This is a genomic window from Bacteroides sp. AM10-21B, from assembly GCF_003472565.1.
Classification (GTDB): Bacteria; Bacteroidota; Bacteroidia; order Bacteroidales; family Bacteroidaceae; genus Bacteroides; species Bacteroides propionicigenes.
Genome location: NZ_QRME01000007.1, coordinates 300,858 through 313,378, shown reverse-complemented (window position 1 = coordinate 313,378; position 12,521 = coordinate 300,858). Strand labels below are relative to the sequence as shown.

9 protein-coding genes are annotated in these 12,521 nt (G+C 46.0%); all 9 read left to right on the top strand.

Features of this window, described 5'->3' with window-relative positions:
- The first annotated feature begins 285 nt into the window (after positions 1-285).
- The 9 genes from DW121_RS11570 to DW121_RS11525 all read left to right on the top strand — a co-directional run bounded on the left by DW121_RS11570 (position 286) and on the right by DW121_RS11525 (position 12,403).
- Entirely contained in the window at positions 286-876 is a 591-nt protein-coding gene (locus DW121_RS11570; RefSeq protein ID WP_117713194.1) for a hypothetical protein, read from the top strand.
- A 14-nt stretch (positions 877-890) separates the two neighbouring features.
- On the top strand, positions 891-1,730 hold the full coding sequence (locus DW121_RS11565) for a DUF2764 domain-containing protein (RefSeq protein ID WP_118323837.1): 840 nt from the start codon (positions 891-893) through the stop codon (positions 1,728-1,730).
- A gap of 18 nt (positions 1,731-1,748) precedes the next feature.
- Complete coding sequence (locus DW121_RS11560; protein WP_117713196.1) at positions 1,749-3,503, top strand: V-type ATP synthase subunit A; 1,755 nt, start codon at positions 1,749-1,751, stop codon at positions 3,501-3,503.
- A gap of 8 nt (positions 3,504-3,511) precedes the next feature.
- Positions 3,512-4,840: a V-type ATP synthase subunit B gene (locus tag DW121_RS11555; RefSeq protein ID WP_009123311.1), complete on the top strand. Its 1,329-nt coding sequence runs from the start codon at positions 3,512-3,514 to the stop codon at positions 4,838-4,840.
- Between the two features lie 32 nt (positions 4,841-4,872).
- Positions 4,873-5,478: a V-type ATP synthase subunit D gene (locus DW121_RS11550; RefSeq protein WP_118323836.1), complete on the top strand. Its 606-nt coding sequence runs from the start codon at positions 4,873-4,875 to the stop codon at positions 5,476-5,478.
- Positions 5,475-7,289, top strand: coding sequence for a V-type ATP synthase subunit I (locus DW121_RS11545; RefSeq protein ID WP_117713198.1), 1,815 nt, complete (start codon positions 5,475-5,477; stop codon positions 7,287-7,289). Before DW121_RS11550 ends, DW121_RS11545 begins: the two co-directional genes overlap by 4 nt.
- 96 nt (positions 7,290-7,385) lie before the next feature.
- The gene (locus DW121_RS11540; RefSeq protein ID WP_009123313.1) at positions 7,386-7,850 is read left to right on the top strand and encodes a V-type ATP synthase subunit K; all 465 of its coding nucleotides are present in this window, start codon (positions 7,386-7,388) and stop codon (positions 7,848-7,850) included.
- 286 nt (positions 7,851-8,136) lie between these two features.
- A complete protein-coding gene (locus tag DW121_RS11530) occupies positions 8,137-9,801 on the top strand; it encodes a glycogen/starch synthase (protein WP_117713199.1) in 1,665 nt (554 codons plus the stop codon).
- 37 nt (positions 9,802-9,838) lie between these two features.
- A complete protein-coding gene (locus DW121_RS11525; RefSeq protein WP_117713200.1) occupies positions 9,839-12,403 on the top strand; it encodes a glycosyltransferase family 1 protein in 2,565 nt (854 codons plus the stop codon).
- Positions 12,404-12,521 lie beyond the last annotated feature (118 nt).

Here is a 12,521-nt window from a genome sequence, read left to right as displayed (position 1 = left end):
AGCCTCCGTATCGGATGATACGGGGGCTTTATTCGTTTTAAGAACTTTTCATCCGCCTATTTTCCGGTTTAGTCCTTTATTTCTTTTTCCCTTGTTACTTTATTGTTATCTTTACAGAACAAAATTGGTGAAAAACGATGTTTTTTAGGAAAATGGGCTACTTTTATTTCATTCTTCTTGTCTAATATCAAATGGTTTTTCGTAATTTTGGCGTGAATCTAATAAGGAAAGAAAAAAATCATGCAATTAATATTGTAATAAATCATATAATAACTCCTGTAAAATATGGAAAACAAGATTCAAGAGCTAACCGATAAGATTTATCGTGAAGGGGTGGAAAAAGGTAATGAAGAAGCCCAAAAACTTATCGTAAAAGCTCAGGAAGAAGCCCGGAAAATTGTAGAGAATGCACAGAAAGAAGCTGACTCTATTGTGGCTACCGCTCGTAAATCTGCCGATGAACTGGCGGAGAATACCAAATCAGAGTTAAAACTGTTTGCCGGTCAGGCCGTGAATGCCTTGAAATCTGAAATCGCTACTTTGGTAACGGATAAGATTGTAAACGCTGACGTGAAAGCCTTTGCCGCAGACAAAGATTTCCTTAACGCCTTTATCGTGGCATTAGCGTCTAAGTGGAGCGTAAACGAGCCTATCGTAATTTCTACATCAGACGCGGAAGGCTTGAAGAAGTACTTCGCTGCCCAAGCAAAAGGGTTATTGGACAAGGGTGTGAAGATTGAGCAAGTGAACGGAATCAAGACGCTTTTCTCTGTTTCACCGGCCGACGGCTCTTATAAAGTGAACTTCGGTGAAGAAGAATTTATGAATTACTTCAAGGAATTCCTGCGTCCGCAATTAGTGGAAATGTTGTTTTAATTCCCTACAGGATTATGAGTAAATATTATTACTTGGTAGCCGGTTTGCCAGAACTCACTTTGGAGGATAGCAAATTGAGCTATACGGTAGCTGATTTCAAGACGGAACTGTATCCGGCTTTGTCTGAGGAGGATAGAAAGTTGATAGACTTGTTTTATCTTCAGTTCGACAATGCGAATGTCTTGAAATTATTGAAAGACAAGGACGCAGCTATAGATTCGCGGGGAAACTACTCGGCGGAAGAGTTGGCTGAGTACATTTCATTGCTGAAAGAAGGTGGTGAAGTCTCCGAACGTGTGTTCCCGTCTTACCTCTCTACTTTTATTTCCGAATATTTCAATCTGACCGCCGAAGATGACTTCTTGCATGAAGATCGCTTGGCGGCACTTTACTATGCCTATGCCATGAAGTGCAAGAATAAGTTTGTGTCTGCATGGTTTGGTTTTAATCTTGTGATAAATAATGTACTGGTTGCCTTGACGGCACGAAAGTTCAAGATGGATGTGGCTCCTCTGATAGTAGGGGATACGGAAGTCTGCGAGGCTTTGCGTACCTCCGGTGCACGCGATTTCGGATTGAGCGGTGAAGTGGAATGGTTGGACCAGCTGGTGAAAATCAGTGAAACGGAAGAACTGGTGGAACGGGAGAAAAAGATTGACCAATTGCGGTGGAACTGGATGGAGGAGGCAACCTTCTTCGACTACTTCACAGTGGAGCGTCTGTTCGTATTCTTGTTACAGCTTGAAATGATAGAGCGTTGGATTTCATTGGATAAAGAAAAGGGTAGCCAACTGTTCCGTAGCATCATTGCTACATTGAAGGATGAAGTGCAGATACCCGCAGAATTCAGATAAAATAAATTACATAATTATATGGCAACAAAAGGAACTGTTAGTGGCGTAATAGCCAACATGGTGACCCTCGTCGTTGACGGCCCTGTGGCGCAGAACGAGATTTGTTATATCTCGACCGGCGGAGACAGGCTGATGGCGGAGGTTATTAAGGTGGTAGGAACCCAGGTCTACGTACAGGTGTTTGAAAGCACCCGTGGACTGAAAGTGGGAGCCGAAGCCGAGTTTACCGGACATATGCTTGAAGTGACATTGGGTCCCGGTATGCTTTCTAAAAACTACGACGGTCTGCAAAACGACCTTGACAAAATGGATGGCGTTTTCCTGAAGCGCGGACAATATACGTATCCGTTGGATAAAGGAAGTAAGTGGCATTTCGTACCTCTGGCAAAAGCCGGCGACCAAGTGGAAGCCGCTGCATGGCTGGGACAGGTGGACGAGAACTTCCAGCCGCTGAAAATCATGGTTCCTTTCGAACAGAAAGGCGTATGCACCGTGAAGTCTATCGTAGAGGAAGGTGATTACGGCATTGAGGATACGATTGCTGTCCTGACTGACGAGGAAGGCAATGAGGTTAAAGTAAATATGATTCAGAAGTGGCCCGTAAAGCGTGCCATGACGAACTACAAAGAAAAACCGCGTCCTTTCAAATTATTGGAAACCGGTGTACGTGTGATTGATACCGTCAATCCGATAGTGGAAGGCGGTACGGGATTTATCCCCGGCCCGTTCGGTACAGGCAAGACGGTGCTTCAGCATGCCATCTCCAAACAAGCGGAAGCCGACATTGTAATCATTGCCGCCTGTGGTGAGCGTGCCAACGAGGTTGTGGAAATCTTTACGGAGTTCCCCGAATTGGTAGACCCGCATACAGGACGTAAGCTGATGGAACGTACCATTATCATCGCCAATACCTCTAATATGCCGGTAGCTGCCCGTGAAGCGTCTGTGTACACAGCCATGACGATTGCGGAATACTATCGCAGCATGGGATTGAAGGTGTTGTTGATGGCAGATTCCACTTCCCGTTGGGCTCAGGCATTGCGCGAGATGTCCAACCGTATGGAAGAGTTGCCCGGTCCCGACGCATTCCCTATGGACTTGTCTTCTATCATTTCCAACTTCTACGGCCGTGCCGGATACGTGAAGCTGAACAATGGCGAAACCGGTTCCATTACGTTCATCGGTACGGTATCTCCTGCCGGCGGTAACCTGAAAGAGCCCGTAACCGAGAATACCAAGAAGGTGGCCCGTTGTTTCTACGCTCTTGAACAAGACCGTGCGGATAAGAAGCGTTATCCTGCCGTAAACCCGATTGACTCGTATTCCAAATATATCGAATATCCCGAATTTGAGGATTATATAGCCAAACGTATCAACGGTGAATGGATTGGCAAGGTGAATGAAGTCAAGACCCGTCTGCAACGCGGTAAGGAAATTGCGGAACAAATCAATATTTTGGGTGATGACGGTGTGCCCGTAGAATATCACGTAATCTTCTGGAAGTCGGAACTGATTGACTTCGTTATCCTGCAACAGGATGCTTTCGATGAGATTGATGCCGTAACTCCCATGGAGCGTCAGGAGGATATTCTCAACATGGTAATTGACATCTGCCATACGGAATTTGAGTTCGACAACTTCAACGAGGTAATGGATTACTTCAAGAAGATGATTAACATCTGCAAACAGATGAACTATTCGAAATTCAAATCGGAAGAGTATGACAATTTCTACAAACAGTTGCAGGAATTGATTGAAGAACGTAAAGCATAAATAATAAGATGGCAACAAAAGCATTTCAAAAAATATATACTAAGATTACTCAGATTACGAAAGCCACGTGCTCGCTGAAAGCCACGGGGGTAGGGTATGATGAGTTGGCAACCGTAAACGGCAAGCTGGCCCAGGTGGTTAAGATTGCCGGTGACGATGTGACTTTGCAGGTGTTTGAGGGTACGGAAGGTATTCCCACCAATGCAGAGGTCGTGTTCTTGGGCAAGGCTCCCACAATCAAAGTGAGCGACCAGCTTGCCGGACGTTTCTTCAACGCCTTCGGTGATCCTATCGACGGCGGTCCGTCCATCGAAGGCCAGGAAGTGGAAATCGGCGGTCCGTCCGTAAATCCGGTACGCCGTAAACAACCTTCCGAGCTGATTGCAACCGGTATTGCAGGTATCGACCTGAACAACACACTGGTGTCCGGACAGAAAATCCCGTTCTTTGCAGACCCCGACCAGCCTTTCAACCAAGTGATGGCCAACGTGGCCTTGCGTGCGGAAACCGACAAGATTATCCTCGGCGGTATGGGTATGACGAATGACGACTACCTGTACTTCAAGAACGTATTCTCCAATGCCGGTGCGCTCGACCGTATCGTCAGCTTCATGAATACAACCGAAAACCCGCCCGTAGAACGTCTGCTGATTCCGGACATGGCACTGACTGCCGCCGAATATTTTGCGGTAAACAATAATGAAAAGGTACTGGTGTTGCTTACGGATATGACCTCTTATGCCGACGCATTGGCTATCGTGTCCAACCGTATGGACCAGATTCCGTCCAAAGATTCCATGCCGGGTTCTCTCTATTCGGATTTGGCGAAGATTTACGAGAAAGCAGTACAGTTCCCCAGCGGCGGTTCCATCACGATTATCGCCGTGACTACTTTGTCAGGTGGCGATATTACGCACGCTGTGCCTGATAATACGGGTTATATCACTGAGGGACAGTTGTTCCTCCGCCGCGACAGTGACATCGGCAAGGTTATCGTCGACCCGTTCCGCTCATTGTCACGTTTGAAACAGCTTGTTACGGGTAAGAAGACACGTAAAGACCATCCGCAGGTGATGAATGCCGCCGTACGTCTGTATGCCGATGCCGCCAACGCCAAGACTAAACTTGAGAACGGTTTCGACCTGACAAACTACGACGAACGTACCCTCGCCTTTGCCAAGGACTACTCCAACCAGTTGCTGGCTATTGATGTAAACCTCGATACCACAGAAATGCTCGATGTAGCCTGGAGCTTGTTCGGTAAGTATTTCCGTCCGGAGGAAGTGAACATCAAGAAAGAACTTGTGGACGAATTCTGGCCTAAAGCCGAAAACTAATCACTAATAATTAATAATTAATCACTAACGAAGTGGCTATTAAGTTTCAATATAATAAAACGTCGCTCCAACAGCTGGAAAAGCAACTGAAAGTACGCGTGCGTACGCTCCCCATCATCAAGAACAAGGAGAGCGCCCTGCGTATGGAAGTGAAGCGCTGCAAAGCCGATGCTGCCGCACTGGATGCGAGGTTGGAAAAGGAAATCCAAGCTTATGAAGCCATGTTCGCCCTTTGGAATGAGTTTGACGCCTCATTGATAAAGGTCAGCGATGTTCATCTTGGTGTGAAGAAGATTGCCGGCGTAAGAGTGCCGTTGCTCGAAAATGTAGATTTCGAGATACGCCCTTACAGCTTGTTCAATGCGCCCAAATGGTATGCAGACGGGTTGCACTTGCTCAAGGAACTGGCACACACGGCCATTGAACGGGAGTTTACCGTTGCCAAGCTGAACTTGCTGGAACATGCGCGTAAAAAGACCACCCAAAAGGTGAATCTTTTTGAGAAAGTACAGATTCCGGGCTATCAGGATGCACTGCGCAAAATCAAACGATTTATGGAAGATGAGGAGAACCTCTCCAAATCATCGCAGAAAATAATGAAGTCCCACCAAGAGAAAAGGAAGGAGACAGAAGCATGATTACAAAAATGAAGAAGCTCACGTTCCTTGTATATCATAAGGAGTATGAAGCATTCCTGAACGGTGTGCGCGACCTCGGTGTAGTACACGTGGCCGAGAAACAGCAAGGCGTGGCCGACAACACGGAGCTGCAGGATAGTATTCGCCTGTCCGCCCGTCTGCAAGCAACGGAGAAACTGTTGCAGGCGTTCAAACCCGCCAAACCGGTGGCTGCTGAGACACCCGCTTCGGCAATCCGTGGCTTGGAAGTGCTGAACGAAGCGGACGAACTGCAAGCTGAAAAGAATAAGTTGCAACAGCAATTGCAGGCCTATCAGAAGGAGAAAGCCGCTTTGGAACCTTGGGGTAACTTTGAACCTGCCGAGCTGTCGCGTCTGCACGATGCCGGGCTGACGGTGGGTTTTTACAGTTGTTCGGAAGGCAATTATGACGAAGCATGGGAAGCTACCTATAATGCAATGGTTATCAGTCGTCTGTCCTCACGCGTCTATTTCATTACCGTAACCAAGAATGCGGAAGAAGTAGATTTGGATGCAGAACAGGCAAAGCTGCCGCCTTATTCACTGGAACGCGTACAAGTTCTTTGTGACGAGACGGAACAGGCTTTGGCGGATAACGAGGAGAAACTGAAGGTACTTGCCGAAAAAGAAATTCCTTCGTTGCGTGCAGCCTTGAAAGAGGTGAACACCGATATGGAATTCTCCAAAGTAATGCTGAACACGGAATCTACGGCAGGAGAGAAGCTGATGCTGCTGCAAGGTTGGGCGCCGGCTTCCAATATAGAAGAGATTTCGGCATGGCTGGATGCGCAGCATGTGTATTACGAGGTTACCTCTCCCGTGCCGGGCGACAATGTACCTATCCGGTTGAACAACAAAGGTTTCTTTGCATGGTTCGAGCCGATATGCAAGCTCTATATGCTGCCCAAGTATAACGAACTGGACCTGACGCCGTTCTTTGCACCTTTCTTTATGGTGTTCTTCGGCTTATGTTTGGGAGACTCCGGTTACGGATTATTCCTGTTTCTCGGAGCAACCCTGTATCGTCTGTTCGCCAAGAATATCAGTGCGACGATGAAGCCTATCCTCTCATTGATACAAGTATTGGCGGCATCCACCTTCTTCTGCGGATTGCTGACAGGAACGTTCTTCGGAGCAAATATCTACGATATCAACCTGCCTTTCTTCCAAAAGATGAAAGAACATTTGTTCATGGACAATAACGATATGTTCCAGCTGTCATTGATACTCGGTGCGATACAGATTCTGTTCGGTATGGTGCTGAAGGCGGTGAATCAAGCCATTCAGTTCGGGTTCAAGTATGCCGTAGCTACGATTGGTTGGATTATATTATTGGTTTCCTGCGGAGCGGGGGCATTGTTGCCGGAAGTTATGCCGTTGGGCGGTACAGTCCACTTGTGCATCCTCGGTGTGGCGGCAGCTATGATATTCCTCTACAATAGTCCGGGAAAGAATATATTCCTCAATATCGGTCTCGGATTCTGGGATTCCTATAATATGGCGACGGGATTACTCGGTGATGTGCTGTCATATGTACGTCTGTTTGCACTCGGACTCTCAGGCGGTATCCTTGCCGGTGTGTTCAACAGTCTGGCAGTGGGTATGAGCCCCGATAATGTCATTGCAGGACCGATTGTAATGGTACTGATATTCGTCATCGGCCATGCCATCAATATCTTTATGAACGTGCTTGGTGCGATGGTTCACCCCATGCGTCTGACCTTCGTAGAGTTTTTCAAGAATTCCGGTTACGAAGGAGGAGGTAAAGAATATAAGCCGTTTAAAAATTAAGAATTAAAAACATGAAAGAAAGGCTGCACGGAAATGGGGCAGTCTTCATAAAGAGTAACAAATAAAAATATAAACAATAAAAAAACGAATAAGATTATGGAAATGAATTTATTGATTGCCTATATTGGCATTGCAGTGATGGTTGGTTTGTCAGGTATCGGTAGTGCCTATGGTGTGACAATTGCCGGTAATGCAGCTATCGGCGCATTGAAGAAGAATGACGGTGCGTTCGGTAACTTCTTGGTATTGACGGCGCTTCCCGGTACTCAGGGTTTGTATGGCTTTGCCGGTTACTTTATGTTTCAGACTATTTTCGGTCTTCTTACTCCGGATATGACAGCTATTCAGGCTGCGGCTATCTTGGGTGCCGGTATTGCTTTGGGATTGGTAGCCTTGTTCTCGGCTATCCGTCAGGGACAGGTTTGCGCCAATGGTATCGCAGCTATCGGTCAGGGACACGACGTGTTCAGCAATACGCTGATTCTTGCCGTATTCCCCGAACTTTACGCTATCGTGGCTTTGGCCGCTACTTTCTTGATTGGTAGTGCGCTGACAGCATAAATAATACGTTGATATTGACGGAAGCCCCGGAACTTCGCAAAGAAGTTCCGGGGCTTTTTGTATTTTCTTCCGTTTTTTCCGGATATTGTTCCGAACTTGTGTTTTTTTTCTTTGTGAAGGTAATCCTCGCTTTTCCCAGTATTGGCGGGCTTTTGTCGTTAACTATAACATTTATGCAAACGATTGTTTATGTACATTTAATCAGTTTTTTCGATTAAAAGGCTATTTTTCAAAGAATAATGCGTACTTTTGCAGCCGTAATTAAGATAAAGAGATTATAACATATATGGTTAAAGAACTACTTACCCCCGATTACATCTTCGAAGCGAGCTGGGAAGTATGTAATAAAGTAGGCGGTATCTATACAGTTTTGTCTACCAGAGCAAATACACTGCAGACAAAATTTCGTGATAGAGTGTTTTTTGTGGGTCCGGACTTTTGGCAAGGAAAAGAAAATCCCTTATTTATTGAGTCTGATAACCTTTGTGCCGCATGGAAAAAATATGCTATTGAAAAAGATAACCTTTCTGTTCGTGTAGGTCGTTGGAACATTCCGGGTGAGCCTATCGTTATATTGGTTGATTTCCAACCTTTCTTTACGCAAAAGAACGAAATTTATACGGAAATGTGGGAACACTATCAAGTGGACTCACTGCACGCATACGGTGACTACGATGAAGCCTCCATGTTTGCATATGCCACCGGAAAGGTCGTAGAAAGTTTCTATCGGTATAATTTGACAGAACAGGACAAGGTTGTATTCCAAGCACATGAGTGGATGACGGGTATGGCTGCGCTTTATTTGCAGACCGCCGTTCCCGAAATAGCTACGATATTCACTACACACGCCACCTCGATAGGTCGTTCTATCGCAGGTAATAACAAACCGCTATACGATTATCTTTTCGCTTACAACGGCGACCAAATGGCGCAGGAACTGAATATGGAGTCCAAGCATTCCATAGAGAAACAGACCGCCCATTACGTAGACTGTTTTACTACTGTAAGCGAAATCACCAATAACGAGTGTAAAGAACTGCTTGACAAGCCTGCAGATGTAATCCTGATGAACGGTTTCGAAGATGATTTCGTTCCGAAAGGTTCTACATTTACGGGCAAGCGCAAACGTGCACGTTCCACTATGTTACGTGTGGCCCAATGTCTTTTGGGACAGGCTTTTGATGACGACACGCTCATTATCGGAACCAGCGGCCGCTACGAGTTCAAGAACAAGGGAATCGATGTGTTCTTGGAATCATTGAACCGCCTGAATCGCGATAAGAACTTGAAGAAGAATGTACTGGCTTTCGTCAACGTTCCCAGTTGGGTGGGCGATCCCCGTGAAGACTTGCAGCAACGTCTGAAGAAGAAAGACGAACATTATACAACCCCTTTGGAAGTGCCTTTCATTACGCACTGGCTGCATAACATGACGCACGACCAAGTACTGGATATGCTAAAATACCTTGGTATGGGCAACCGTCCCGAAGATAAAGTGAAGGTAATTTTTGTTCCCTGCTATCAGGATGGCAAAGACGGCATTCTCAACAAGCATTATTACGACTTGATATTGGGAGAGGACCTCAGCGTTTATCCTTCCTATTATGAACCTTGGGGATATACCCCGTTGGAAAGCGTGGCTTTCCATGTGCCGACCATTACAACCGACCTTGCCGGCTTTGGACTTTGGGTGAACAGCCTCAAGAACCAGCATGGCATTAACGATGGGGTAGAGGTATTGCATCGCTCGGATTATAACTACTCCGAAGTGGCGGATGGTATTAGGGATACGATAGCCTTGTTCTCTACGAAAACAGATACGGAAATTAAAGAAATCCGTAAGCGTGCGGCACAAGTGGCGGAGCAGGCTTTATGGAAGCATTTTATACAATATTATTATGAAGCCTACGACCTTGCGTTGCGCAATGCGATGAAGCGTCAGTTGGGCTGATGGAAAAAATTATATTAATCAATCAAGTAATCATACAATGAAGATTAAAGTTAGTAATGTAAACACTCCGAACTGGAAAGATGTGAACGTTAAGTCTCACATCCCTGCTGAATTGGAGAAATTATCCGAACTTGCACGTAACATTTGGTGGTCATGGAATTATGAGGCTACTGAATTGTTTAAAGACCTTGACCCTGCTCTCTGGAAAGAAGTTGGACAGAATCCTGTTCTGCTGTTAGAACGTATGAGCTATGCTAAGCTCGAAGCACTCGCTAAAGATAAAGTGATTTTGCGTAGAATGGAAGATGTATATTCCAAGTTCCGCAATTATATGGATGTGAAACCTGATAGCAATCGTCCTTCTGTTGCATATTTCAGCATGGAGTACGGTTTGAATCATGTACTTAAGATATATTCCGGTGGTCTGGGTGTACTTGCCGGCGACTATTTGAAAGAGGCTTCTGACAGTAATGTAGACTTGTGCGCTGTCGGTTTCCTGTATCGTTACGGTTATTTTACTCAAACATTGGCTATGGACGGCCAACAGATTGCCAACTACGAAGCCCAGAACTTCGGCCAGTTGCCTATTGACCGTGTATTGGATGAAAACGGCAACCAAGTTGTTGTGGACGTTCCCTATTTGGATTACTACGTACACGCTTTCCTTTGGAGAGTAAATATTGGCCGTATCTCCCTCTATCTGCTTGATACGGATAACGAGATGAACAGCGAGTTCGACCGTTCCATTACTCACCAGCTGTATGGCGGTGACTGGGAAAACCGTCTGAAACAAGAAATACTGTTGGGTATCGGTGGTATTCTTACTTTGAAGAAACTGGGTATCAAGAAAGATGTATATCATTGTAACGAAGGACACGCAGCGTTGATTAACGTACAGCGTATCTGCGACTACGTGGCCGAAGGTCTGACTTATGACCAGGCTATCGAGTTGGTGCGCGCTTCTTCTTTGTACACCGTACATACCCCGGTTCCTGCCGGTCACGACTACTTTGACGAAGGTCTCTTCGGTAAGTACATGGGTGGCTATCCTTCTAAGATGGGTATCACTTGGGACGACCTTATGGACCTCGGCCGCAACAATCCGGGCGATAAGGGCGAACGTTTCTGTATGTCCGTATTCGCTTGCAACACTTCTCAGGAAGTGAACGGTGTGAGCTGGTTGCACGGAAAAGTTTCTCAGGAAATGTTTGCTCCTATCTGGAAAGGTTACTTCCCGGAAGAGATGCACGTTGGTTATGTTACGAACGGTGTCCACTTCCCCACATGGAGTGCTACGGAATGGAAACAGCTCTATGCTGCACACTTCGATGAAAACTTCTGGTACGACCAGTCTAATCCTAAGATTTGGGAAGCTATCTATAATGTAGCAGACGAAGAGATTTGGAAGACACGTATGGCTATGAAGAACAAACTGATTGACTATGTTCGCAAGGAATACCGCAAGACATGGTTGAACAATCAGGGAGACCCTTCACGCGTTGTATCTTTGTTGGACAAGATTAACCCGAATGCGCTCTTGATTGGGTTCGGACGTCGTTTCGCTACTTACAAGCGTGCACACTTGTTGTTCACCGACTTGGAGCGTCTGTCTAAGATTGTGAACAACCCCGATTATCCGGTACAGTTCCTGTTCACCGGTAAGGCTCACCCGCATGATGGTGCAGGTCAGGGATTGATTAAGAGAATTATCGAAATCTCCCGCCGTCCTGAGTTCTTGGGTAAGATTATCTTCCTCGAAAACTACGATATGCAGTTGGCTCGCCGCCTTGTATCAGGTGTTGATATCTGGTTGAACACTCCGACACGTCCGCTCGAAGCATCCGGTACTTCCGGTGAGAAAGCGTTGATGAACGGTGTTGTAAACTTCTCCGTACTCGACGGATGGTGGCTGGAAGGTTACCGTGAAGGCGCAGGTTGGGCATTGACAGAAAAACGCACCTACCAGAACCAGGAATATCAAGACCAACTGGATGCCGCTACTATTTACAGCATCCTCGAACAGGAAATCCTGCCGTTGTACTATGCACGCAACAAGAAGGGATATTCTGAAGGCTGGATTAGGACTATCAAGAACTCTATCGCACAGATTGCACCTCATTACACAATGAAGCGTCAGCTGGACGATTACTATAGCAAGTTCTACACTAAGGAAGCGAAACGCTTTAAAGTGTTAGCTGCCAATAACTATGCCAAGGCTAAGGAACTCGCAGCATGGAAAGAGGAAGTTGTTGCCAAGTGGGACAGTATCGAGGTAGTATCTTCTGAAAAGACGGAAGAACTGGTTAAAGGCTCTATCGAAAGCGGCAAGGAATACACCATTACTTACGTTATCGACGAAAAGGGCTTGAATGATGCTATCGGTCTGGAATTGGTAACTACCTATACTGCACAGGATGGCAAGCAACACATTTACTCTGTAGAGCCGTTCAATGTAGTGAAGAAAGAGGGTAATCTCTATACTTTCCAAGTGAAGCATAAGCTGGAGAATGCCGGTAGCTTCAAAGTAGCTTACCGTATGTTCCCGAAGCATGCAGATCTGCCTCACCGCCAGGATTTCTGTTATGTTCGCTGGTTCATCTAAGATGAGATAACAATACAGATGGTGCGTTTCATGTAAACGCATCGTCTGTCAGCACCAAACGCATTATCCATTTGATACAAACAGACCATCCGTTTACTCGAAACGGATGGTCTGTTTT